Origin of the sequence: Flavobacterium algicola, assembly GCF_022399565.1 — a bacterium.
GTDB lineage: Bacteria > Bacteroidota > Bacteroidia > Flavobacteriales > Flavobacteriaceae > Flavobacterium > Flavobacterium algicola.
In genome coordinates this window covers 20,431-46,820 of record NZ_JAJTUT010000003.1, presented here as the reverse complement: position 1 = coordinate 46,820, position 26,390 = coordinate 20,431, and the positions used below count along the sequence as shown (strand labels likewise).

Annotated in this window: 23 protein-coding genes; 22 read left to right on the top strand and 1 reads right to left on the bottom strand. The window is 33.9% G+C overall.

Annotated features, from left to right (window positions below; genetic code table 11):
• The first annotated feature begins 168 nt into the window (after positions 1 to 168).
• The 11 genes from recF (at position 169) to gap (ending at position 11,415) form a co-directional block, all read left to right on the top strand.
• Positions 169 to 1,248 (top strand): DNA replication/repair protein RecF, encoded by a 1,080-nt coding sequence (gene recF / locus LXH21_RS11300; protein ID WP_239865871.1) that lies wholly within the window; start codon positions 169 to 171, stop codon positions 1,246 to 1,248.
• A 36-nt stretch (positions 1,249 to 1,284) separates the two neighbouring features.
• The gene (locus tag LXH21_RS11295; RefSeq protein ID WP_239865870.1) at positions 1,285 to 1,680 is read left to right on the top strand and encodes a rhodanese-like domain-containing protein; all 396 of its coding nucleotides are present in this window, start codon (positions 1,285 to 1,287) and stop codon (positions 1,678 to 1,680) included.
• A 13-nt stretch (positions 1,681 to 1,693) separates the two neighbouring features.
• On the top strand, positions 1,694 to 2,368 hold the full coding sequence (locus tag LXH21_RS11290; RefSeq protein WP_239865868.1) for a DUF2461 domain-containing protein: 675 nt from the start codon (positions 1,694 to 1,696) through the stop codon (positions 2,366 to 2,368).
• 14 nt (positions 2,369 to 2,382) lie between these two features.
• A complete protein-coding gene (locus tag LXH21_RS11285) occupies positions 2,383 to 3,450 on the top strand; it encodes a glycosyltransferase family 4 protein (protein ID WP_239865866.1) in 1,068 nt (355 codons plus the stop codon).
• A 6-nt stretch (positions 3,451 to 3,456) separates the two neighbouring features.
• Positions 3,457 to 5,304, top strand: a complete 1,848-nt coding sequence (gene asnB / locus LXH21_RS11280) for an asparagine synthase (glutamine-hydrolyzing) (protein WP_262916209.1) — start codon at positions 3,457 to 3,459, stop codon at positions 5,302 to 5,304.
• Between the two features lie 47 nt (positions 5,305 to 5,351).
• Positions 5,352 to 6,365, top strand: coding sequence for a UDP-N-acetylmuramate dehydrogenase (murB, locus tag LXH21_RS11275; RefSeq protein WP_239865862.1), 1,014 nt, complete (start codon positions 5,352 to 5,354; stop codon positions 6,363 to 6,365).
• Between the two features lie 120 nt (positions 6,366 to 6,485).
• Positions 6,486 to 7,592 carry a glycosyltransferase gene (locus LXH21_RS11270; RefSeq protein ID WP_239865860.1) on the top strand — a complete coding sequence of 369 codons (1,107 nt, stop codon included), beginning with the start codon at positions 6,486 to 6,488 and terminating at the stop codon, positions 7,590 to 7,592.
• Positions 7,583 to 8,134, top strand: a complete 552-nt coding sequence (locus tag LXH21_RS11265; protein WP_239865858.1) for an RNA polymerase sigma factor — start codon at positions 7,583 to 7,585, stop codon at positions 8,132 to 8,134. The genes LXH21_RS11270 and LXH21_RS11265 overlap by 10 nt, the downstream gene beginning before the upstream one ends.
• A 278-nt stretch (positions 8,135 to 8,412) precedes the next feature.
• The gene (locus LXH21_RS11260; RefSeq protein WP_239865856.1) at positions 8,413 to 9,264 is read left to right on the top strand and encodes an energy transducer TonB; all 852 of its coding nucleotides are present in this window, start codon (positions 8,413 to 8,415) and stop codon (positions 9,262 to 9,264) included.
• A gap of 181 nt (positions 9,265 to 9,445) precedes the next feature.
• Positions 9,446 to 10,345, top strand: a complete 900-nt coding sequence (gene lipA, locus LXH21_RS11255; protein ID WP_239865853.1) for a lipoyl synthase — start codon at positions 9,446 to 9,448, stop codon at positions 10,343 to 10,345.
• A gap of 71 nt (positions 10,346 to 10,416) precedes the next feature.
• The gene (gene gap, locus LXH21_RS11250; RefSeq protein ID WP_239865851.1) at positions 10,417 to 11,415 is read left to right on the top strand and encodes a type I glyceraldehyde-3-phosphate dehydrogenase; all 999 of its coding nucleotides are present in this window, start codon (positions 10,417 to 10,419) and stop codon (positions 11,413 to 11,415) included.
• Positions 11,416 to 11,811: 396 nt separating this feature from the next.
• On the opposite strand, the gene LXH21_RS11245 is transcribed toward gap, so the two are convergent.
• The gene (locus tag LXH21_RS11245) at positions 11,812 to 13,842 is read right to left on the bottom strand and encodes a dipeptidyl peptidase 3 (protein WP_239865849.1); all 2,031 of its coding nucleotides are present in this window, start codon (positions 13,840 to 13,842) and stop codon (positions 11,812 to 11,814) included.
• Positions 13,843 to 14,104: 262 nt separating this feature from the next.
• Between LXH21_RS11245 and LXH21_RS11240 the strand changes: the two genes are divergently transcribed.
• The 11 genes from LXH21_RS11240 (at position 14,105) to LXH21_RS11190 (ending at position 26,382) form a co-directional block, all read left to right on the top strand.
• Positions 14,105 to 15,391 (top strand): SRPBCC family protein, encoded by a 1,287-nt coding sequence (locus tag LXH21_RS11240; RefSeq protein ID WP_239865847.1) that lies wholly within the window; start codon positions 14,105 to 14,107, stop codon positions 15,389 to 15,391.
• A gap of 35 nt (positions 15,392 to 15,426) precedes the next feature.
• Positions 15,427 to 15,969, top strand: coding sequence for an RNA polymerase sigma factor (locus tag LXH21_RS11235; protein WP_239865845.1), 543 nt, complete (start codon positions 15,427 to 15,429; stop codon positions 15,967 to 15,969).
• Positions 15,970 to 16,002: 33 nt separating this feature from the next.
• Positions 16,003 to 16,389, top strand: a complete 387-nt coding sequence (locus tag LXH21_RS11230; protein ID WP_239865843.1) for a hypothetical protein — start codon at positions 16,003 to 16,005, stop codon at positions 16,387 to 16,389.
• A gap of 9 nt (positions 16,390 to 16,398) precedes the next feature.
• On the top strand, positions 16,399 to 16,851 hold the full coding sequence (locus LXH21_RS11225) for a sensor of ECF-type sigma factor (protein WP_239865841.1): 453 nt from the start codon (positions 16,399 to 16,401) through the stop codon (positions 16,849 to 16,851).
• Between the two features lie 154 nt (positions 16,852 to 17,005).
• Positions 17,006 to 18,295 (top strand): hypothetical protein, encoded by a 1,290-nt coding sequence (locus LXH21_RS11220; protein WP_239865840.1) that lies wholly within the window; start codon positions 17,006 to 17,008, stop codon positions 18,293 to 18,295.
• A gap of 130 nt (positions 18,296 to 18,425) precedes the next feature.
• Positions 18,426 to 20,387, top strand: coding sequence for a KUP/HAK/KT family potassium transporter (locus tag LXH21_RS11215; protein WP_239865839.1), 1,962 nt, complete (start codon positions 18,426 to 18,428; stop codon positions 20,385 to 20,387).
• 143 nt (positions 20,388 to 20,530) lie between these two features.
• Positions 20,531 to 21,754: an RsmB/NOP family class I SAM-dependent RNA methyltransferase gene (locus LXH21_RS11210; RefSeq protein ID WP_239865838.1), complete on the top strand. Its 1,224-nt coding sequence runs from the start codon at positions 20,531 to 20,533 to the stop codon at positions 21,752 to 21,754.
• Positions 21,755 to 22,018: 264 nt separating this feature from the next.
• A complete protein-coding gene (gene egtB, locus LXH21_RS11205) occupies positions 22,019 to 23,182 on the top strand; it encodes an ergothioneine biosynthesis protein EgtB (protein WP_239865836.1) in 1,164 nt (387 codons plus the stop codon).
• 46 nt (positions 23,183 to 23,228) lie between these two features.
• The gene (locus tag LXH21_RS11200) at positions 23,229 to 24,593 is read left to right on the top strand and encodes a mercuric reductase (protein ID WP_239865834.1); all 1,365 of its coding nucleotides are present in this window, start codon (positions 23,229 to 23,231) and stop codon (positions 24,591 to 24,593) included.
• A 128-nt stretch (positions 24,594 to 24,721) separates the two neighbouring features.
• Positions 24,722 to 25,714, top strand: coding sequence for an L-histidine N(alpha)-methyltransferase (locus LXH21_RS11195; protein WP_239865825.1), 993 nt, complete (start codon positions 24,722 to 24,724; stop codon positions 25,712 to 25,714).
• Positions 25,714 to 26,382 carry an aspartate/glutamate racemase family protein gene (locus tag LXH21_RS11190; RefSeq protein ID WP_239865823.1) on the top strand — a complete coding sequence of 223 codons (669 nt, stop codon included), beginning with the start codon at positions 25,714 to 25,716 and terminating at the stop codon, positions 26,380 to 26,382. Before LXH21_RS11195 ends, LXH21_RS11190 begins: the two co-directional genes overlap by 1 nt.
• Positions 26,383 to 26,390: the final 8 nt, after the last annotated feature.

The window sequence follows — 26,390 nt, the reverse complement described above, 5'->3', positions numbered from 1 at the left end:
ACAAAAAACAATGCCTTTAAATTCATAAACCTAAATACTTCTGTTTTATTAACATGAGTTAACACGGGTAAAAAGAGTTTATTTAAATAATTTTCGATAATTTGCAAACACTTTCAAAATAGAATAAAAAACGGTAACAAGCTCACTATCAGCAAGACTTCATAACGAATGTATTTAAAAAAAATTTCCTTATTCAACTATAAGAATTTCTCCGAGGCCAATTTCGAATTTGAAGGCAAGATTATTTGTTTCGTTGGAAAGAATGGTATCGGTAAAACAAATGTTCTAGATGCTATATATCACCTAGCCTATGGAAAAAGCTATTTCAACCCACTCGCTGTTCAAAATATTAAGCATGGTGAAGAGTTTTTTGTGATTGATGCAGAATTCATCAAAGAAGAGCGCACTGAACAATTAGTTTGTAGTCTTAAAAAAGGACAGAAGAAAATATTAAAACGCAATGGTAAAATTTACGATAAATTTTCAGATCACATTGGTTTTATTCCGCTAGTTATTATTTCGCCTGCTGATAGAGACCTTATTGTAGAAGGCAGCGAAACACGACGCAAATTTATGGACAGTGTCATTTCACAACTGGATAGTGATTATTTGAAGCAGCTTATATTGTACCAAAAAACCATCGTACAACGGAATGCCTTACTTAAATATTTTGCACTTAACCACGTCTTTGAGAAGGACACCCTGGCGATATATAATGAACAATTAGATAATTACAGCAAATATATATTCGAAAAAAGAAAAGAATTTATCACGCAATTTTTGCCTATTTTCAACACCCATCATCAAGCAATTACTGGCTCTGCTGAAAGTGTTCAATTAGTGTACGAGAGTCAACTTCATGAAACTGATTTGTTAATTTTGCTAGAAAACAATATCAACAAAGACCGAGCATTGCAATACACGAGTGTTGGCATACATAAAGATGATTTATTATTCGAAATTGACCAGCACCCCATTAAAAAATTTGGTTCGCAGGGACAGCAAAAGTCCTATTTAATTGCTCTAAAACTAGCGCAGTTTGATTTTCTAAAAAAGCAAAGCGGTGTCAAACCATTACTTCTATTTGATGATATTTTTGACAAACTAGATGAGAGTCGGGTTTCAAAAATTATAGAAATGGTCAATAGTGATGCTTTTGGGCAATTATTTATTTCGGATACGCACCACGAGCGAACAGAAGCCATCTTAAAATCGACGCACCAGTCTTATCAAATATTTGAGTTATAATTGTTATATTTAAACAAACAAAAAAGCTATCTCACAATGAAATTTCGTTTATACCTATTAACAATTACTCTACTTACATTACTTAGCTGTCAAAAACAGCAAGCACAAAACATAGCAATAGTTGACAGCGCTACCTTTGCCACAAAAATAGCGAGTAGCGAAAACCCGCAAGTTATTGACGTGCGAACGCCTGAAGAATTTGGTAGTGAGCACCTAGTGAACGCCAAAAATATTGATTGGAAAAGAAGTTCTTTTGAGGTAGAAGCCAAGAAATTGGATAAGTCAGAACCCATTTATGTTTATTGCAGAAGTGGTGCAAGAAGCAAACAAGCGACTGCAAAACTTGCCGAACTGGGATTTACTACCATTTATGAACTGGATGGTGGTTTTATGGAATGGAGCGCTCAAGGATTAAAAAGTAATAAAAACTAAGAATACAACTCATATGCTTACAACAGAAAGCCTACAATTTCTAGACGATTTAAAAGCCAACAATAACAGAGATTGGTTTCATGCTAATAAAAAGAGGTATGATGTTTTTAAAAATGATTATCACCAACTTGTTTCTGATTTTTTGGATGCAATGAAACCTCTAGACCCTTCACTTGAATTGCTAGAAGTGAAGAATTGCACTTTTAGAATCAATCGTGATATACGATTTTCAAAAGATAAGTCGCCTTATAAATCTCATATGGGTGTCTGGTTTTCATCAGGATCCAAAGGGAACAACCGCGCAGGTTATTATGTACATATAGAAAGAGGATCGAGTTTTATAGCAGGTGGATTTTATGCACCAGAATCTGATGACTTAAAGAAGGTACGCAAAGAAATTGCTTTTTTTCATGAGGACTTAGAAGCTATTATTGAGGACAAAACATTTAAAAAGGAATTTGGAACTTTTTCTCGAACAGATAAAAGCTGTCTTAAAAACCCACCTAGAGGTTACGATAAAGAACACCCAGCTATCGAATTGCTAAAGCTAAAAAGCTTTGAAGTACTTCAAAAATTTGACATTTCTGAAATAACAAAAAAAGACTTTGTTTCGAAAATGACAAAAAAGTTGATTTTGTTAAAACCCCTTAATGAGTTTATGAATCGTGCCTTGACTGTAGATGAATAGTTCTAAAAACGAAGATGAAGAAAAGAAAAATACTTTTTCTGGGAGAAACCTATAGAGCCGATGCCATTATTTGGATGGATGGATTAAGTAAATTTGGTGATTTTGAAATAATAAGTTGGGAGATGAAGACATCTTCTAACTCATTAGTCAATAGAATCAAACGGTTATTAGAATTCACTACCGCTGTATTTAAAATAAATGCGATTATTCGGTCTCAAAAACCTGATATGATAATTGCAGAGCGAACCACCAGTTACGGATTTCTTGCTGCTTTATCAAAAGCCCCTATTGTAGCAATTGCCCAACAAGGCATAACAGATTTATGGCCTATATACTCTACTACTTATCCCCTAAAAAAACTTATCCAACAATACGCTTTTAAAAATGCTGATCTTATTCACGCATGGGGTAAAGTAATGGTGCCTGCAATGATAGAGGCAAAACTCGATTTGCAGAAAGTCATGATTCTTCCTAAAGGTATTGATGTAGATGCATTTCATCCGAAAAGTGATTTGACCTTTTCAAAAATAAAGGCCATTGTTACACGCTCACTTGCCCCAGAATACCGACATGAAACCATCTTAAAAGCATTTGGAATCGTTAATAAAAGGGGAATTGATTTTGAACTTACTTTTGTAGGGGACGGCAATCAAATGTCCTACTTAAAAAAAATAGCTACTGACTTGCAAATAGCTCATAAAGTACATTTTTTAGGTCGAAAGCCTTATGGCGAATTACCGCAATTGTTGCACCAGCACAACTATTACATCAGCATGCCTAATACTGAGGGGGCATCTGCCTCATTGTTTGAGGCAATGGCAAGTCAATGTTATCCTATAGTATCAAATATTGCAGGAAATCAAGAGTGGATTGCAGATGGTAAGAATGGATCACTCGTTGCTGTAGATGATCATAACACACTTGCAGCAGTTATACTAGCTACATTTGAGGAGAAAGTTTACAGAGAAAATGTCCTTAAACACAATCAAGAACTCGTAACAAATCAATGCAGCTATGAGAAAAACATGACTTTGATTGCCAAAAAATACCATGAACTGATTGACAACGCTCAAAATATATAATCACCTATGTGCGGCATTAATGGAATATTTAATTTACAGACTTCAAAAAGAATTGACCAAAATATGCTCATACACATGCGTGATTCTTTGGCGCATCGAGGTCCCGACGACAAAGGCATTTTTGTTGATGATACTATCGGTCTTGGTCAAAGACGTCTCTCTATACTTGACACTTCGCAAGGAGGACATCAACCCTTTATTTCTGATGACCAACGCTATGTAATGGTTTATAATGGTGAGGTATATAATTACAAAGAATTTTACCCAGAGTTAAAAGCAAATGGATTTTCGCTTAAAACAAGTTCTGACACTGAAGCACTGCTTCAAATGTACCGTCATATAGGATTAAAAACGTTACCAAAACTTAACGGAATGTTTGCCTTTGCTATTTGGGATAAGTTCGAAAAAAAATTGACCCTTGTGCGCGATCGAATGGGTGTCAAACCATTGTACTATGCATTTCACAATGAAAGTTTTTATTTTGCATCTGAGCAAAAAGCTTTATTTACCGCTGGCGTGCCTCTTAAAATTGATTCTGAAGGATTGCAAGAATATGTATTCAATCGTTTTGTAGCAGGAGAAAACACCCTGTATCAAAATGTAAAACAACTGCTACCAGGTCATACGATGATAATCGAACAATCTGGAAAAATTACGGTAGAAAAATGGTGGGATTTAACGACCGAAATCCAAAATCAACCACTTATAAAAGATCCAATATCCTGGTTTACAGAAATATTTGATGATTCTGTCCGCCTACGTATGGTGAGCGATGTGCCTGTAGGTATTTTGCTTAGCGGGGGATTAGACTCGTCCTCTACCCTCGCCTCTTTAAAATTCCAAGACTATAAAAACATACAAACATTTAATATCGGCTTCAAAGAAGACCAGCATAACGAATCGCATTTGGCCAAAATGTTATCTGATCAATACAATTATAATTTCAACACCTTACAAGTAGAAAATGACTCCTTATACTCTAATTTGATTGAGGCGACCTACTTTCAAGACGAGCCCTTAATGCACCTCAACGAGCCACACTTACTGAGTATTACAAAATTGGCACAGTCAAAAGTAAAAGTGCTACTTTCTGGCGAAGGAGCAGACGAACTAATGGGTGGCTATGTACGTTACAAAGCCCTTGACAAACCTTGGCTTTTAAATATGATAAGCACTTTTGGTAAAGCAAATATCTTTAAAAACAATGCGAGATATGAGAAGTTAATCCGATACTCTCAGATTAAAGACCCTCGCAATCTTATTATGTACAATGGATCAAATATCTACCCAAAAGATATCGCATCACAATTTGGAATTACACAGGAACCAAAAAATGATTTCAGAAAGAAAATAATTACCGAAGCTGCTTTACTGTACCCTAATAGTTTAAAAAGACAAGCTCTCTATTTCGACCAACACACCTACATGCAATCACTCCTGAATCGCAATGATCGTACAACCATGGGCGCGTCCATTGAATGCAGAGAACCTTTTCTAGATCAGCGCTTAATAGCAGGTCTAGGATCGCTAGAAGATAAATGGTTGTTTACAGGCAAAAAAGGAAAGTACATATTAAAGACAGCAATGAAAGATAGGCTTCCGCAAGAAATACTCAATTTCAAAAAAGTTGGACTTAGCACACCATGGAATAGTTATTTATTAAAAACTCCTGCTTTTAAAGACGAAATGGATTCTTTTGCACAGAGCGATATTTTTCGAATGCCACTTTTTGAAAATATAGATAGTAATAAATTGATCCACAGTTTTAAAGATGGAAATGAAAGTTTGCTACCCTACGTAATGCCACTGTTCATGATGCATATTTGGTTAAAAAACTATACTACTCAATTTTAATCCTTATTTTTGAAAACAATTTATTAATTGCTTTACCCTCTTACTTTATGGAATTACAATCTAATTTTTCTTTAAAAAGCTTCAATACTTTTGGTATCGAAGCCCAAGCCAAACAATTTATTGCAGTCCATTCGGTAGCTGAGTTAAAGACTGTTTTATTAGAAAATAAAACAAACAAAAAATTTATTTTGGGTGGTGGAAGTAATATGCTATTGACACAAGATATCGATGCGCTAGTAATACACATTGATTTAAAAGGTAAAAAAATAATAAAAGAGGATGAAAATTTTGTTTGGGTCGAAAGTCAAGCCGGTGAAAGTTGGCATGAATTTGTTTTATGGACTATTGATCATGACTTTGGCGGACTTGAAAACATGTCTCTAATCCCGGGAAATGTTGGCACCACTCCTGTACAGAATATTGGAGCCTACGGAGCTGAAATCAAAGACAGCTTTGTTTCTTGTGAAGCCATTGCCATCGAAAATCAAGAAAGCAAAACTTTCCTAAAAGAAGAATGCCATTTTGGATACCGAGAAAGTATTTTTAAAAACAGTGTTAAAGATCAATATATCATCACATCAGTCGTTTTTAAACTAACTAAACGCAATCACAAAATTAACATATCATACGGTGACATTGCAGCCGAACTAGCAAAAAAAGATAATACAAATCCAACTCTAAAAGATGTAAGCAACGCAGTAATTGCTATAAGACAAAGCAAGCTTCCAGATCCCAAACAATTGGGAAACAGCGGAAGCTTCTTTAAAAATCCAATTATTAGTAAAAAAGATTTCGAACCAATTCATGCAAAGTTTCCCGAAATGAAATTTTATGACATCTCTGAAACTAAAGTAAAAGTTCCGGCAGGCTGGTTAATCGAGCAAGCTGGCTTCAAAGGAAAAAGATTTGGCGATGCAGGCGTACACAAAAATCAAGCGTTGGTATTGGTGAATTATGGCAACGCAACAGGGCAAGAAATTCTTGCTGTTTCTAGAGATGTTCAACAAACTGTATTCGAAATCTTTGGGATTACTATTGAAGCAGAAGTAAACATCATTTAGTCATTATTTTAGCCCTCAAAATCAGCTAAAAGTTTTATTTTAAAATTCAGACAAGAACATTTACAAATCATAATTCTATTCATACCTTTGCACACGATTTAAAATAACTTATAAAGTCCGATGCTTATACTATTACTCTACTTTTTTGCTTTTATTGTTGTTGTTCAGCTAGGTTATTATTTAGGTGTTTTTAGCAATTTTGCATTTGCAAAAGCGCAAAAAATTACGCCCAAAAGAATTCCTATATCGGTGATTGTTTGTGCTAAAAATGAAGAGGAAAATGTAGCCCAATTTATTCCCTTATTGGCTGAACAAGATTATCCAGATTTTGAAATTATCTTAATTGATGATGCATCAAGTGATAATACACTGGAAGTTTTTGAAGCATTCGAAAAACAATATCCAAATGTTCGATTGGTTAAGGTTAAAAACAATGAAGCCTTTTGGGGTAATAAAAAATATGCATTAACACTCGGAATAAAATCAGCCAAAAAAGATTACTTACTTTTTACTGATGCCGATTGTTATCCTACTTCCAAAGATTGGATTACCGCTATGAGTTCACAATTTACGATGCACAAAACTATTGTCTTGGGTTATGGTGGGTATGAAAAAGTAGCCAAGTCTTTTCTAAATAAAATGATACGATTTGAAACGGTTATCACCGCTCTTCAGTATCTATCTTGGGCAAAATCTGGACATCCTTATATGGGCGTAGGTCGTAATTTAGCTTATAAAAAAGAAGTCTTTTTTAATGTAAATGGTTTTATTAGCCACATACAGGTTAGATCTGGTGACGATGATTTGTTTATTAATGAAGCTTCCAATTCCAAAAACACCACAATAGCCTATATGGCTGATAGTTTTACCTACTCAAAACCTAAAACTACATACAAGGAATGGCTGACACAAAAGAGAAGACATATATCCACTGCACAACATTATAAGACCATAGACAAAATACAGTTGGCTACCTTTTATAGTTCTCAACTTCTATTTTTTATCCTAGCAATACTGCTACTTGCTTTTCAATTTCAATGGATAATTGTTTTGGCTTTAGTAGTTATTAGGTATATCGCTGCTTGGACAGTCGTAGGCTTCTCGGCAGGAAAGTTGAAAGAAAATGATCTTAAATATTGGTTTCCATTTGTAGAATTATTTCTAATTTTGTCACAAATGAATATCTTTATAGCCAACCTTTTTTCAAAACCAGTACATTGGAAATAACAAACCAAATAGAAAAAGCAAAAAGAGGAGACCAGACTGCCTTTACCTACCTTTTAAATTTTTATTGGAACGAGGTTTATGGCTTCATGCTTAAACGTACAGAAAACGAAAGCACTGCAGAGGACATCACAATCGAAACTTTCTCTAAAGCTTTTGACAAAATAGCAACATACAATCCCGAATTTCAATTTAACACTTGGCTTATTTCTATTGCTAAGAATGTACATATTGATTTGTTGCGAAAAAACAAAGCCAGCCTTTTTGTTGAAATCACCGAAAAGGAAGATCAAAAAGCTTACAATATTGCAGACACTACCCCATCTGCAGAAGATGAACTTATTACGGAACAAAATTTATCACTCCTACTGCGTTATATAAAAGAGTTAAAACCACATTACCAAGAAGTAATTCAGTTACGTTATTTTCAAGAAATGAGTTACCAAGAAATTGCTAATGCTATCGATGAACCTTTAAATAATGTTAAGGTTAAACTACTTCGCGCGAAAAAGTTACTAGCAGAAATTATCCGAACTAAGCGATAATACAGCAATACCATCTATCCCACTTCTACTCTTTTATTTTTTTCGTACTAAATAGATATCATCGCCAATTTTCTGCTTGACAAGGCAATAATAGCTATACAATCGAAAAATCATAGGCATAAAATTTGCTTGAAAATTATTCAAACTTTTAACATAATTATAAATAAATATTCGTAATTTTAATACATTCCTCCCGAATAAATACCAGCGATAATGTTTCACTTTTAAAAATTGCTACTTATGATTTGATTTTTACCTAACCATTAACACCAATAATCATGTCAAAATCAAGTATCTACGAATCGGATTGGATTAACCTAGTATTCGAAAACAAAAACAAGGAGTACGGAGCCTACCAACTCCGTCAAGAAAGTACCAAAACTACAATTACAGCACTTTTAGTCAGTCTTTCGTTTTGTGCGTTACTTATTGCAGTACCCAAAGTTTTGCACAGTCTCAACTTAATAAGTAATCCTGTAATAGAAGAAACAACACCAACGCTTGATCGAATAATAACTCCTGTGAATCTGCCGCCAGCTGTTGAGCAATTAGTTCCAGAACTAAAGGCGATAGCACCCGAAGTCAAACAGCAAGTTGTTACAGAAAAAATTGATATAAAAAATTTAGCACATCCAACTATTGTTCCTGCAGCTGCAGCTATTGATCAAGTTCCTATTAATGACATGATCGTAGCTCCGACGATAGACCCAAATGCGATAGTAGGTTCTAAGCCTACATTATATAGTGGCCCTAGTTCTACAACCGGGACAAGCTCTTCTATTTCTGCCACTGGAGACAATGATAATGGAAATGCTATTGCAACCACAACCACTCTCGACAAACAACCCGTTTTCCCTGGTGGAATCGAAAAACTCTACAGTTATGTTGGACGCAATTTTGAAACTTCAGATATCAATGAGGAAAAGATTGTGCGTATTATGGTCTATTTTGTTGTCGAAAAAGATGGAAGCATGACGGATATCCAAGTTAAAAATAATCCGGGACATGAATTTGCACAGGAAGCTATTCGAGTTTTAAAATCGTTAAGAACCAAATGGTCACCAGGACAAATCGATTCCAAACCTGTGCGTACAGCGTATACATTACCTATCTCTGTACAAACGAATTAAGCAATAAAACAAGTAACTTTTTAACTATTTAAAAATTTATATATTTAGTATTATCATTTATGAACATTAAACAGCATCTAACGGATGCTGTTTTTTTTTAACATATCTATAGTAAAGCTAGCTTAAGTTAAACAGCCTTTTTAAAATCAGTTGCTTATCTTTGTAGTCTGAAAATTGATTTATGGAAACTGTTTTAGATACAACTGCACCTGTAGCAACTCGAGGCACAGCCGAACAGAGCATCGCTAAACCAAAATGGCTTAGGGTAAAACTACCAATAGGAAAAAAATATACTGAACTACGTGGTTTGGTTGATAAATATAGCTTGAATACAATCTGCACCTCTGGTAGCTGCCCAAATATGGGAGAATGCTGGGGAGAAGGTACAGCAACTTTTATGATTTTGGGGAACACATGTACGCGTTCTTGCGGATTTTGCGGCGTAAAAACCGGACGCCCTGAAACTGTTGATTGGGATGAACCAGAAAAAGTGGCGCGCTCAATTAAAATCATGAATATCAAACATGCGGTAATTACTAGTGTTGATAGAGATGATTTAAAAGATGGTGGTTCGATTATATGGATAGAAACCGTTAAGGCTATTCGTCGAATGAATCCCAATACTACGCTAGAAACTTTAATCCCTGATTTTCAAGGAATCGAGCGAAATATTGACCGTGTTGTAGAAGCCAACCCAGAGGTAGTATCACACAATATGGAAACGGTAAGAAGATTGACTCGCGAAGTACGCATACAAGCAAAATACGACCGTAGTCTAGAAGTATTACGTTATTTAAAAGAGAAAGGCATCAACAGAACAAAATCTGGTATTATGCTTGGTCTTGGTGAGCAAGAAGAAGAAGTTTTTCAAACTATGAGAGACCTTCGCGATGCAAATGTAGACGTCGTAACCATTGGGCAGTATTTACAACCTAGTAAAAAGCACCTTCCGGTTAAAGAATTTATTACACCAGAGCAATTTGCGATCTATGAAAAATATGGTTTGGAATTAGGTTTCCGTCATGTTGAAAGTGGCCCATTGGTTCGTTCTTCATATAAAGCACAAAAACATATTTTATAAATAAATTCATAGTAGTTTGCTTATCTTTTTCGAAAGCCAATCAAACCACTACCTCATCTCCCTTTTTTGAATTGAAAACTAGAATTGCTATTAATGGTTTCGGACGCATTGGTCGAAATCTTTTTCGTCTTTTACTCAACCACCCTAATATAGAGGTTATAGCTATTAATGATATAGCAGACACCAAGACGATGGCTCATTTATTAAAATATGATAGTATTCACGGTGTTTTACCCTCTAAAGTACGCTCTGATGAAACTGGATTTTTTGTAGATGAGAAACACTTCTTGTTCTTTCATGAGAAAGCCGTTGCTAATCTTGACTGGAAAAGTCACAATATTGACTACGTTGTTGAATCTACAGGGAAATACAAAACCTTTGAAGACATCAATGCACATATTCTTGCCGGTGCAAAAAAAGTAATTCTCTCTGCTCCTGCTGAAGTTGATAATATCAAAACAGTTGTACTTGGTGTTAATGAACATATTCTTGACGGAACAGAAACTATAATTTCTAATGCTAGTTGTACGACAAACAACGCTGCTCCTATGATTAAGGTTATTGAGGAACTTTGTGGTATTGAGCAGGCGTACATTACGACTATACACTCGTACACAACAGACCAAAGCTTGCATGATCAACCGCACCGAGACCTACGTCGTGCTCGTGGCGCTAGTCAATCAATCGTACCTACTACTACAGGAGCTGCCAAAGCTTTGACTAAAATTTTTCCTGAACTCGATAATAAATTAGGTGGATGCGGAATCCGTGTACCAGTGCCAGATGGATCCCTAACAGATATTACTTTTAATGTAAAACGAAATGTAAGTATCGAAGAGATAAATCAAGCTTTTGAAAAAGCCGCTCAAACCAATTTAAAAGGTATTCTAGATTATACAGAAGATCCAATTGTATCTGTAGATATATTAGGCAATCCACACTCTTGTTTGTTTGATGCACAACTTACATCTGTTATCGATAAAATGGTAAAAGTTGTTGGATGGTATGATAATGAAATTGGATATTCGTCTCGAATTATCGATTTGATTTTATACACTTCCAAACAATAGTATACTATAAAAGATTTATTGTTATTGTACATATAAAATACATAATTCAGCTTATTAAATTTTTAAAAAAGGCTTCACCTATAGTTACTATAAATGAGAAGCCTTTTTTCATTTTCAACAATAGAGCATAGCACAAAAAAAAAATAATCACTTCGCAAATCGAAAATTAGTATTTCTGCTCAAATCATAATAGATAAAATCACAGATAAATTTAGCGATAGCGAAATTTGTCGAAGAAATACAACTAAAAATAAAACGATTTCAAAGGGTAGGAATTGCAAAGAAATACAGTTAAATAATCATTCGTTTTCACAAAGTAGCGACCAATAAAAAACCACAAATCACGCAATAGAAACTGCGCAATATGTGGCTTACTTTTATAACTTAATTTTAGATTTAATTTACATCTGGTAGAAAGCTAAAGTTTTTCGAATAATATAACATTTGCTCTGCAAAGGTTTTTGGTTGTATTACTTCGATCGAAATAATTTCACCTTTCGCATCCAGTTTTGGTGTCAAAAATGGATTTACAAAACCACTATATGGCGCTGATGGAAATTGTTTGTTACGTTCAATAATTTCTGCATGCAATTTTTGATCTACTTTAACTCCGTAATTTTCTACTAATGCTTTTGCAGCTTCGTAGTCCCCTTCAGATTTAATGCGTTGCACCTCTTTTAATAATTGACCAAACAAGCTATGTAGTTTTTCATAATCATTAATGTTAAGGTAGGTTTTTCCGTTACGACTGATTTTTTCAACAACATTGTCTTTTAATCCTTTTTCAAACACCCATGAACTTACCCATTGACGGTTTCTCATATGTGCTTCTTCAATACTCTCTCCTTCTTTAATTCGAATTAATTGTGTCAATAAACCATTACGCAAATAGCTATCGTAAGTTTCCATTCCGACTTTTTTCCAATCGTCAACTAACCCTAATTCTTGAATTTTTGAATTGTACAAATAAAATAATGCTACAAGGTCAGCACGACCTTCCTCCATTGTAGACGCATAACTTTTCAATGTTTCTTTTGGCGTTCCTACACCATCATTAATACGTCCGGATGCATGACCTACAACTTCATGTAGAGCAGTATGTAGTTTATCTCCAATTTCGCTATACTTCTTAGCTCTTTCTAGTTCTTCTGAATCATTGACGAATTCTTCTAACCTCCCTTTACCTGCAGATTTACCATATGCATCAACTAAGTTTCCTAGAGAAACAGATTTTGACCCATAAGTAGCGCGAATCCAATCTGCATTCGGCAAATTAACACCAATTGGCGTACTTGGCGAAGCGTCTCCCGCTTCTCCTGCTACAATTACGGTTTTATAAGAAACCCCAACAACATTTTTCTTTTTATGAGAAGGATCTAAAGGTGAATTATCTTCAAACCATTGTGCACTTTTAGACAATACCTCCATTTTCTTAGACATATCAAAATCTTTAATTTGCACCACAGTTTCATAAGAACCTCTATAACCAACGGGATCATTATATACTTCAATAAAACCATTAATGTAATCGATATTTCCTTCTGTAGCTTGTAACCAAGCAATGTTGTAATCATCCCAAGTTTTTAAACTTCCCGTTTTGTAATAGTCAATCAATAATCCTAATGCTTCGGCTTGCTTGGTATTTTCTGCGACAGTTTTAGCTTTTTCTAACCAATAAATAATTTTATCAATTGCGGCACCATACATTCCGTTGCTTTTCCACACTTTTTCTTCTAATTGTCCTTTTTTATTTCGAACTAATTTAGAATTAAGTCCAAAGGAATACGGTTTTGTTGCATCTGGAGACTTTTTCTCAGCATAAAAAGCTTCTACTTCCTTGTGCGTAATTCCGCTACCATAAAAATTGATTGCAGAACCTTCAACCAAACCTTTAGACTCGTCTAGATTGACTTTCTTAGCATCTTGACCATCAAAAAGAATCGTCACAATTGCAGGATCGAGAATAGTTTTTGTATCTTTTGAGATCTTTGTAAAATACGTTTTAGAAAATCCTGGCATTATTTTATCATTCGAATAATGATGATGAATACCATTTGAGAACCAAACTCTCTTCAAATAAATTTCAAAATTATTCCAGTCAGCTGTATTTTTATCTCCTTTGTAGTTGAGGTAGATATTTTCTAATGCTTTTCTAATTTTTAGATTGTACTTGTAATTCTGGTCCCACATAATATCTCGGCCAGAAGTACCTGCTTGAGTAAGATAATAAACTAATTTTTGTTCTTTGAGTGTCAAATTCTCCCATCCTGGAATTTGGTAGCGCAATACTTTTATATCTGAAAACTGCTCTACTTGAAATTCAAAAGAACTATCAGGGTTTTCCTTTTTTTGTTCGGTACCTTGTGCATTACTCACAATAGACACAAACAGTGATAGCGCTAGGCTAGCATGATAATAAAACTTCATGTATGTATTTTGTTAAAATTATAACACAAATATAATCATTAGTTGACAATTATAGAAAGGAACTAGTAACTAGACGTGCACTTTGGTAAATTATATGATTATTTAAATACTAAAACACTTATAGAATTACAAGAAATGAAACAACACTTACGCGAAAAGCAAATAAATGTCTCATGTACGTGTCCAAAATACATTTTTTCAAGGGTTTATTCACATTGTAAATAAAATATATAACTTTACAACTCATTTCAATCAGAACATTATGCGCATTTTAAAATATATATTTTTATTAATTCTGCTAAGTTTGGTCGCTTTATCGATCTTTATTGCTACCCAAAAGGGCGAGTATTATATAGTAAGAAGCAAAATCATTAACGCTTCAAAATCATCTGTTTACAACTATATAAACGACTATAAAAACTGGGAAGATTTTGGAGCGTGGGCACAAGAAGATCCAGAGATGAAATTTGAATATGGTCAAATAACAAGCGGCGTAGGAGCTACTTATTCATGGGATGGAGAAGATGGAAATGGTACTATGACTACCCTTTTTGTAAAAGAAAGTGATAGTATCTCTCAAAAAATGAACTATAATGACAGCCCATCTAATGTTTACTGGAAACTTAAAGACACCATAGGAGGTACAAAAGTAACTTGGAGTACAAAAGGTCATATGTCTTTTATGTTTAAAATCTATTCGGCTTTAAAAGGTGGTCCAGATGCAATCGTAGGCAAAATGTATGAAAAAAGTTTAGACAATCTTGATAAAGCGCTTGATTTCGAAATTAATACTTTTGATTTAAAAGAAAATGGTGTTGTAAAAAGACCTGTTATTTATTATTTGGCGCAAACCTTTAATAGCGAAATAGCGAAGGTGCATAAAAATGCTAAAATAGTGACGCCAAAAATAAACGATTTCTGTGTAGAAAATGGAATTTCAGTGAACGGGAAACCATTTATAATTTATCATAGCTACGACTTAGTCAGCAACATTGCAAAAGTTTCTATTTGTGTTCCTATTGACACCGAAATATTCATAAGCCCTGGAAGTGATATTCTATCTGGAAAATTAGAAGGAATGGAAGCAGTAAAGACAACACTAACCGGTGACTACATTCATGCTAAAAAGGCATATGATAAAGCATTGGCTTACGTGAGGAAAAATGAATTAAAAGTAGATCCAACTATTTCTCATATCGAATTGTTTACTACTAATAGAGAAGATGTGAAAAATCCGTCTAAGTGGGTAACTGAAATTTACATTCCATTGTTTCAATCCTACGTTGCCCCTGCGGTTCCCAATGTGAGACAAACAATTCCAGCGCATGAAGCCACAGAAATTGACGAAGAAGTGACCGAGGCTAAGCCAGTGACCAAGGTAAAGACAGTACCAAAACCAGCAACTGAAAAAACACAATCACAGCCTACCACTACTGCTACTAAAAAAGCAGAAACAAAAAAGATAGAAACAAAAAAAGTAGAAGTTAAAAAAACAGAGCCATCAAAAGCAGCTGAACCAACAGCTAACGACGAGGACTTTGAATTTTAAAACTAAAGATTATACAAAACTGAATCACTACTATTTTGCTTGAAGAAAAAGAATTTATTGAACGATTACTGAATCCTAAAACGCAAAATGAGGCGTTTCAAAAGCTCTTGTCTGAATATCAAAAACCACTTTATAATCATATTCGAAATATTGTTTTGAATCATGATGACACCGACGATGTTCTTCAAAATACTTTTGTAAAAGTTTTTCAGCATTTGAAGAATTTTAAAGGTGATAGTAAATTATTCTCTTGGATGTATCGAATAGCCACAAATGAAGCACTTACTTTTTTGAACCAAAAAGCAAAGAAAAGTGGTATCTCATCAGAAGCATTACAAAATAAAGCAATTGATAATTTAAAATCTGACAGCTATTTTGACGGTGACGAAATACAAATAAAATTACAGCAAGCCATAGTAACTTTACCCGAAAAACAACAACTGGTTTTTAAGATGAAGTACTTTGAGGAGTTAAAATATGAGGAAATATCAGAAATTTTAGGAACCTCGGTAGGCGCTTTAAAAGCATCTTACCATCATGCCGTAAAAAAAATTGAAGCTTTTGTTACAACTAATTAAACCTTTGACTCTATTTATAGTCTAAATAACATCATGAAAGAATTTAAATTAGATACAACCCAAAAAATAGCTAGTGGTTTTAAAACCCCTGACAACTATTTTGACACCCTATCAGAAAAGGTAATGCTGCAAATTCCTGAAAAAGAAGTTAAAGTACTTTCTATTTTTCAAAGGAAAAAAAGTATTATCTTCTTAGTAGCGGCAGTTTTTATGATAGCACTGCTATTGCCACAACTTTTCACTTCTGCAACAAAAACTACAGAATTGGATAACAGCTCGATAGAAAATTATCTTACTTACCAATCTAACGTAAGCCAATACGATATCATTAATTTATTAGATGAAGAAGACATTGATGCTCTAAGACAAGAAGTAGCTGTTGATGGTGATATGGTTGAAAACTCGTCAAACACAAATTAAAAGAATCACATGAAATTACAAAAGATATTATTAATGCTGTTATTCGTTTCTTTTACCTGTTTTGCTCAGGACGATATGAAAGAAAAACGAAATCAAATAAAGCAATTGAAAGTCACTTTCTATAATTCAGAACTAAATTTAACGGGTACTGAAGCGGAAAAATTCTGGCCAATCTACAATTCATATGATGATAAGCAGTTTGAAATTAGACATAAAAAACAAAAAACCTATCGAAATCAAATGAAAGGCAATCTACTAGATAAAATGACAGAGAAAGAAGCAAGCGTTTTATTAAGACAGATTGAAACAACTGATGAAGAATTATACCAACTTCGCAAAAATTTAATGAGCAATTTAAAACGATTTTTACCTAATGTAAAAATCTTAAAATTAAAAAGAGCAGAAGAAGACTTTAGTCGAAAATTACTTCAGCAGTACAAAGAAAAAAACTCAAAAAAATAAGCAATATTCAGACAACAATATGCTCATTTATAAATCAATACAATTTATAAATGAGCATATTTTTTTGCTTATCACTTACGCGAGAACTTTAGTGAAATACTTCTTGGCACAGTAATTGGATACTACCTATTAAGAACGACTAAATTCTCCGATTATGAAAACTAAACTAATAATAGCAAGCATACTAACTTCCTTTTTTGCTTTTCAAATGCAAGCTCAATATGGTAGCGTTAGTGCAATGAATAACGAAATAAGTGATAACTTAGATTTAAGAGCAGTAGCTTCCCTTTTTGGTGATTCTAGGAATCTCGAAGATTTTGAACGAAAAATAAATGATCCTGAAATTCAGATTTCAAATCTTGATTTAAACTACGACAATCAAGTAGATTATTTGAGAGTAATCGAAACAGTGGATAGAAATACTCATTTAATTATAATTCAATCGGTAATAGATCGTGACGTATATCAAGATGTAGCAACTATCGACGTAGAGAGAGACGGATACAACAAAGTTCAAATTCAATTTGTTGGTAACGAATACATATATGGTCCTAACTATATTTACGAACCCATTTATTATAGCGCTCCATTGATTTACTCCTCTTTCTATGTAAGTAACTATCGCCCTTATATTTCAAGCCATTACTGGAATTCGTATCCAAGTTATTTTCATGCATGGAATCCATATCCAAGCTATAGATACCGCTCTAATATACAAATCTCTATTAATTTCAAAAATAGCTATAACTACGTAAACAATAGAAGAAGTAGCTATGCTGCAGTATTATACAATTCTAGAAGATCAAATGGTTACGAAAGATTGCATCCTAATTATAATTTCTCAAGTCGTAATTCAAGTATAACCAATCGACATGATCTCGATCAGAGAAGAAGTAGAAGTTATACCTCTCGAAATGAAAGTGATCGTTATAGAAATGGTTCTACTGGTGTTAATGCTACACGTTCAAGAAATTATTCTCAAAGCAGAAGCACATCTAACCCTCAGAACTCAGTAAATTCTAGAAACTACTCTCAAAACAGAACGAGTACAGCAAGAAGTTCATCAACACCTCAACAGTCATCAAATAATAGAAATTATTCTCAAAACAGAACTAGCGCGACTAGGAGTTCGTCAACACCCCAACAAGCAACAAGTTCGAGAAACTACTCTCAAAACAGAACTCAGTCATCAAATAGTACAGGATCACCACAAAAGGCTACAACCACTAGAGATTATTCTCAAAATAGAAGTGCAACTGCGAGAAGTACTACATCGAGCCAAGATAGAACTGCAACTACTAGAACTGCAAGACCACAAGCAACACAAAGTTCAAGACAAAGCAGTGGATCAAACCAAAGTTCAACTAGACAAAATACCACTCAAAAGTCAGACAACAACAGTCGAAATTCAAACTCAAATTCGAATAGTAATAGAAGAGGTTAGTTTTTCAATCTATATTATTTCATCCAAAAGCACAGTTTAACATACTGTGCTTTTTTTGTGCTTTTTTCGATATTATTTAACCTAATTTATTTAAAAAGAGTAAATTTGACCTGTTTATTAAAAATACTACATGAGCACATCTCACAAAGATTTACATTCTAAATTGACATTAGGGGGTTTATTAATAACGTTAGGAATTATATATGGCGATATAGGAACATCACCGTTATATGTAATGAAAGCCATTTTGGGAGATCACGCAATTGATCCCGATGTAGTATTGGGTGGTATCTCTGCCGTTTTTTGGACATTGACTCTACAAACAACCATAAAATACGTATTAATTACTCTTAGTGCGGACAATCATGGAGAAGGTGGGATCTTTGCTTTATATGCATTAGTAAAAAAAACAAAAATAAAGTGGTTAATCGTTCCCGCCATAATAGGTGGAAGCGCATTACTAGCAGACGGAATTATAACTCCACCTATTTCAGTCTCCTCTGCAGTCGAAGGAATAAAAACATTTAATCCTGAGATAAACACTGTACCAATTGTAATAGGAATTCTATTTGTATTGTTTTCCATCCAGCAATTTGGAACAAAATTAGTTGGTAAATTTTTTGCTCCCATGATGCTAATTTGGTTTAGTATGTTGGGAATACTTGGAGTCATACAAATTGCAAAACACCCAGAAGTTGTCAAAGCTTTTAATCCATACTACGCCTACCACCTGCTCAGTATTCACCCCGAAGGTTTCTTTGTATTGGGATTGGTATTTCTATGTACTACAGGCGCCGAAGCACTTTACTCTGACATGGGGCATTGCGGAAGAAAAAATATACGTATTAGTTGGATTTTTGTTAAATCAACTTTACTGCTAAATTATTTTGGACAAGGTGCTTATTTGATACATCACGAAGGGCAAACTCTGCAATCGTTGGGAGGGCAAAATGGAAACCCTTTTTACCTTATCATGGCAGATTGGTTCCAGCCATTTGGAATAGTGATTGCTACTCTTGCAGCTGTGATCGCATCGCAAGCCTTAATTACCGGTTCGTTTACTTTAATAAACGAAGCCATGCGACTGAACTTCTGGCCTAAGGTGAAAATTAAATATCCTACTGAACTTAAAGGACAATTATACATTCCGTCAATCAACTGGTTATTGTTTTTTGGTTGCGTGGGTATAGTACTCCATTTTGAAGAGTCAAGTAATATGGAACACGCATATGGATTAGCAATTATCCTTTGTATGATCATGACTACTATACTGCTTAATTTTTACTTAATTATGAAACGTGTAAAACTGTATTTGATGGTACCATTAATTACAATTTATGCAATGATCGAATTAAGTTTCCTTGTTGCCAATGTTACTAAGTTTGCTGATGGTGGATATGTGACATTAATTATCGCGATGGTTCTTATCTCTATCATGACTACTTGGTATTTGGCCAAGAAAATTAATAAAAGTTACACCAAAATTGTAAAAATTGATGACTACAAAAAAGTTCTTCAAGAACTGAGCGTCGACCTTACCATTCCTAAATACGCGACTCATTTGGTTTATATGACCAATGCTAATCGCTCTGACGAAATAGAGGAGAAAGTGATGTACTCAATTTTACAAAAAAGACCAAAGAGAGCTGATATATATTGGTTTGTTCATGTTAACATTTTGACAGAACCATACAAAACGGAATACCGCGTGACCGAAATTTTAAAGGATGATTTGTATCGAATAGATTTCAATCTAGGATTTAGAGAACCTACTAAAATAAATTTGATGTTCAAAGAGGTAATTAAGGACATGGTTAAGAAAGGGGAAGTTGACATTACAAGCAGGTACGAATCATTAAACAAAAATAACATCTTAGGTGATTTTAAATTTGTACTATCAGAAAAGTTTCTATCCAACGACAGCGATTTAAGATGGTATGAAAAAATTGTAATGAACTCCTACTTCGTTATCAAAAAACTAAGCTTATCTGAAGAAAGAGCATTTGGATTAGACAGTAGTTCTGTGAAAATAGAGAAGTTCCCGATGGTACTTCATCCGCCTGAACTTATAGGACTAACCCGCGTAGAGTAACACCAGAAACATAACACTCAAAAACACCGTTCTTTACAAAAACGGTGTTTTTTTTTGTTCCATTAAGAATTTATTGATTTTCATGAATTTAATATTAAACTTTCAAATCAATTAATAGTACCTTTGCAGCTCAATTATTTAAAATGAGATTACACAGAAATTTAGTTTACACCACAATTGATTCTTTAAATGCCATCTTTAACGAGGGAGAATATGCAGATAAAGTGGTTGCAAGAGCTTTAAAAAAAGACAAACGTTGGGGCAGTTCGGATAGAAAATTCGTAGCCGAAACCATATACGAAGTCGTTCGTTGGAAAAGACTATACGCAGAAGTTGCAGAAGTAAAAGAACCTTTTGACCGTGATAATTTATGGAGAATGTTCTCTGTATGGGCAGTTTTAAGAGGATATCCTATTCCAGACTGGCGTCAGTTGGAAGGAACTCCTGAAAGAAAGATAAAAGGACGATTTGATGAATTATCAAAAACACGCGCTATAAAAGAATCTATTCCGGATTGGATGGATGAAGTTTGTGTAAAAGAACTTGGTGAAGAAGTTTGGGCGAAAGAAATTACTGCTCAAAACCAACCAGCAAAAGTAATTTTGAGAACAAATACGCTTAAAACTACCAAAGAAAATTTACGAGCCATTTTGATGGACTTAGATATTGATACAGAAACCTTAGAAAAACAACCTGATGCTTTGGTACTTAAAGAAAGAGCCAATGTATTTATGACAGATGTTTTCAAGCAAGGATTTTTTGAAGTTCAAGATGCTAATTCACAATTAGTAGCTGCTTACCTTGACGTAAAGCCAGGAATGAGAGTGGTCGATACTTGTGCAGGTGCAGGTGGAAAAACGTTGCACATTGCAGCTTTAATGGAAAACAAAGGGCAATTGATTGCTATGGATTTGTACGAAAGCAAATTGAAGCAGTTGAAGTTAAGAGCAAAACGTGATGGTGCATTTAATATCGAATACCGCATTATCGACAGTACAAAAATCATTAAACGTCTTCACGAGAAAGCAGACCGTGTATTGATTGATGCTCCATGTAGCGGATTAGGAGTTTTAAAACGTAATCCCGATGCTAAATGGAAATTGCAACCAGAATTCATTGATAATATTCGTAAGATACAAGCAGAGGTTTTAGAAAGTTACTCTAAAATTGTAAAACCAGGTGGAAAATTAGTATATGCTACCTGTTCAATTTTGCCATCTGAAAACCAAGAACAAGTGGAGCGTTTCTTAGCAACCGATATTGGTAAAGAATTTACATTTATAAAAGATGATAAAATTCTAGCGTCAGAATCTGGTTTTGATGGGTTTTACATGGCTTTGCTCGAAAGAAAAGCAAAACGAGAATAATTTAGCTATAGAAAGGATTCTGCATTCAAACTGCAGATTTTCTTAAATTTTAAATTCACATAAAATGAAGAGTCCGATTTTGTATCGGGCTCTTCATTTTATGTTTAATAGAGCAACTGTAGTATCTACAAAACATAATTTCAATACATAAATTCCGCCGTTAGAAAAATATTTAGTATATTCAGACTAATTATAAAACTGATTGCATCAATTAGATTTAGTTGAAATTGCAAAATTTGTGTGCCAATATATTAAATTGAAATTATGCCGACTATCCCTTCAATAAATTTATCAGAAAAATTTTTATGTTTAAGATTGAAATCAGAATCAATTTGTAAACCTTTATTAATTGAAGATTATTCTGTACAACCTTCTGAATTTGCATCACCTCCCAAATGGCATTTAGCCCATTCTACCTGGTTTTGGGAAGAGTTTGTTTTAACTAAGTATGATCCAAATTATACGGTATTCAATACTCAATTTTCCTATTTATTCAACAGCTACTACAATACAATTGGAACTAGGGTTCAACGAGCTGGAAGAGGTTTGATGACAAGACCTAGTGTTGGTGATATTTATGACTACCGAAAATATGTAACAACTGCAATGACCTTATTTTTTAAGACGGAATTATCTAAAGAAATAATTGATGTGATCGAAATTGGTATGAATCACGAAGAGCAACACCAAGAACTGTTAATTTACGATATCAAATATATTTTAGGAATGCAGCCTACCTTTCCCATTTACGGCAACCACTTAGTTTTGGAAGCAGAGACGGAAGATTCTAATTTTTTAAAGATTGAAGAAGGGGTATATGAAATTGGCCATAGCGCTTCCTCTTTTTGTTTTGATAATGAACTAGGAAGGCATAAGGTCTACATTTGTGATTTTGAAATAGCGAATAGACTTGTTACTAATAGAGAGTATTTAGAATTTATAAATAGTGGCGGATATTCTGATTTTAATTTCTGGCATGACGAAGGTTGGAAATGGGTCAACGATAATGAAGTTAATGCCCCACTATACTGGCTACAAGAAGAGCAAGAATGGAAACACTATACATTTGACGGTTTGAAAGTCTTGGATTCTGATTTACCAGTAATGCATCTGAGCTATTACGAAGCATTTGCTTATGCTGCATGGAAGGGAATGCGTTTACCCACTGAGTTTGAATGGGAAATAGCAAGCAATCAATTTAATTGGGGTAAACTTTGGGAATGGACAAATAGTGCCTACCTGCCCTATCCGCAATTTAGCAAGGCCAGTGGTGCATTAGGAGAATACAACGGTAAATTTATGGTAAACCAAATAGTCCTAAGAGGCGCCTCTATTGCTACTGCTGATAATCACAGCCGAAATACATATCGAAATTTTTTCCATCCTGATATGCGTTGGCAATTTTGTGGTCTTCGATTGGCAAAATAATTTCTATGAGTACTATTGAGATTTAGTAAGAATTAAAAAACGCTTTATGAAACATTTTGATTATATAATTATTGGTAGCGGACAAGCAGGAGTTCCACTAGCATTTAGTCTAGCGAAACATGGCACTGTAGCAATTATCGAAAAAAAACACGTTGGAGGAACTTGTGTCAATGATGGATGTACTCCAACAAAAGCATACGTTGCAAGTGCACGAAGAATGTGGGATGCTCATCATGGTGACGATCTCGGTATTGAGATTCAAAAACCTGCAAAGGCAAATCTTCAGAAAATTAAAGATCGAAAAGATTCATTAGTGCATACTTCTCGTAATGGAATTACTAAATCATTCGAAGAAAATAAAAATATTACTTTAATAAGAGGAGAAGCTCATTTTCTAAATAATTTTGAATTAGAAGTCGATGGAGAAAAATACAAAGGCAACAAAATCTTTATAAATGTAGGTGCACGAGCAAGAATACCATCTATGTATAATGAAATTTGCTATCATACCAATGAAACCATTTTAGAAATTACCGAAATTCCAGAACATTTAATTGTAATGGGCGGTAGCTATATCGGCTTGGAGTTTGGACAAATGTTTAGAAGGTTTGGTAGCCAAGTAACCATAATCGAACACAATACAAAGCTTATCGGAAATGAAGATGAATCGGTTAGCGATGCTGTTGCTGAAATTTTAAAACTCGAACAGATTGAAATAGTTTTAGATGCAAAAGATAATACTGTCACACAAAACGACAAAGGTCAAATCATTGTATCACATAATGGGAAGAAAATTACTGGATCTCATATCTTATTAGCAACAGGTAGAATACCCAACAACGATACGCTTCATTTAGACAAAACAGAGATCAACTTAAATGATAAAGGATATATCGAAGTTGATGATTATTGTAGCACTAATATAGAAGGCGTTTTTGCGATTGGAGATTGCAATGGTAAAGGAGCTTTTACACACACCTCTTATAATGACTTTCAGATTGTCGAAGATTTTTTACTTAAACAGAAAAGTAAAAAAATCAGTGACCGTATTACCACTTACGGGTTATTTATTGACCCACCACTTGGTAGAGTTGGAATGACAAAAAAAGAAGCCCAAAAAAAGGGTTTTAACTTACTAGTTGGCCATAAAAAAATGTCGGAAATAGGTAGAGCAAAAGAAAAAGGTGAAACATTAGGGTTTATGGAAGTAGTCATAGATGCAGACACTAAATTATTTTTAGGTGCTTGCGTTCTTGGAGTTGGTGGAGACGAGATCATAAGTGGCATAACTAATATGATGTATGCAAAACAACCATATACTGTTATTAAAAATGCTGTTCATATACACCCAACCGTGAGCGAACTTATACCAACAATGTTAGAGGATTTAAAACAAATAGAATCTGAATAAATTTGAAATATTTAATGTATATGTTTTTATAATAACATTTATATATCAAAACATTATTCCAAAATTGTGTAACAATTTTGTTGGAGTCAAGAATTATTTTAGCTGAACTAAATTTTATACCAATACCTATGAAAGAAATAGCCACTTTAAAGAATATTGAATCTCCTGCAAACATGTTAGAGCAGTTCCAAGCGGAAGTGAATGAAGGTCTAAGCGACACTAATAAATCATTACCGTCAAAATACTTCTATAATAAAAAAGGAGATGATTTATTTGTAAAAATCATGCATTTACCAGAATACTATGTTACTCGTTCTGAGCATGAAATTTTTAAAGAGAAAAGTTATTCGATAATCAAATCACTTAATTTAGACCCAGATCAATATTTTGAATTAATTGAATTGGGAGCTGGTGATGGTACAAAAACAAAAGAGCTATTAAGCCAGCTTGTTGCAGGAAACTATAGTTTTGATTATTTACCTATAGATATTTCGCAAAATGCCTTAGATCAATTGGAACTGGATTTAAGTGTTACGATGCCACAAGTATCTGTAAAAACGAAGCAAGGTGATTACTTTGAGGTATTGGAATCATTGAAGGAAAATCAACATCCGAAAATCATACTATTTCTTGGTTCAAATATTGGAAATATGAGTGATGATATAGCTTCTAATTTCATTAATAATTTAAGTCAAACTTTGGCATTTGGGGACAAATTATTCCTAGGTGTCGATTTAATCAAACCAGCTAGTGTTGTATTACCTGCCTATAATGACAACCAAGGAGTTACTGCAGCATTTAATCTCAATTTATTAGAACGAATAAATACTGAGCTAGAAGCTGATTTTGCAATTTACGATTTTAAACATCAGCCAGAATATGATGAAAAGGAAGGAATAGCTACAAGTTTTCTGGTGAGTAAAAAAAATCAAGAAGTTTTTATAAAGAAACTTAACCGTACTTTCAATTTCTCAAAAGGAGAAAAGATTCTAACCGAAATTTCAAGAAAGTACAATGATGAAATCTTGAAAAAGATCATTACAAACACAGCTTTTGTCATTAAAGATAAAATTACAGATAGTAAAAAATATTTCGCTAATTATATTTTAGAACGCGTCTAATGAGTACTAAATCAATTGGAATTCTAGGTCTTGGAATTCGTACGACTTTATTTTACATAGAAGAACTAAATCGTCATTATTATGATTTAAAAGAGTGCTACACTTGTCCCTTAAAGATGATTAACACTAATTTCGAAATCATTAATAATCTGTTACCAACTACATCCCCAGAACTTGAAGAATTGGTGGATGGATATTTGTCTGAACTTGTAAAACTAGAAATAGCAACCATATTGGTTCCCAATATTACATTACATGAAACTGTCGACAATATTGTTAACGACAAAACAATAACACATCCTGTAGCACTTACAATTGCCAAATTGAAAAGTCAAAAAATTAAAAATATTGTTTTAATAGGTTCTATGTACACTATGGAAGGTTTGTATCTCAAGAATAAACTAAATGAGGAAGGTATTGAAGTTTTGCACCCCACACCCAATGAATGCGAGTTCATTGATGAGGTACGTAGAAACATTTACAACCAAACAGAGGATGATGAATCTCTAAAAATGTATAATGAAATTATCGCAAAATACTCTCTAAAAAGTCATATTTTAATTGCTTGTACAGAACTGTCGATTGGTTGGGACATTTCAAACGGTGATAAAGTATTTGATATGGCTAGAATTCAAATAGAGAATGCTGTAAATACTACATTCGCATAATTACAGAC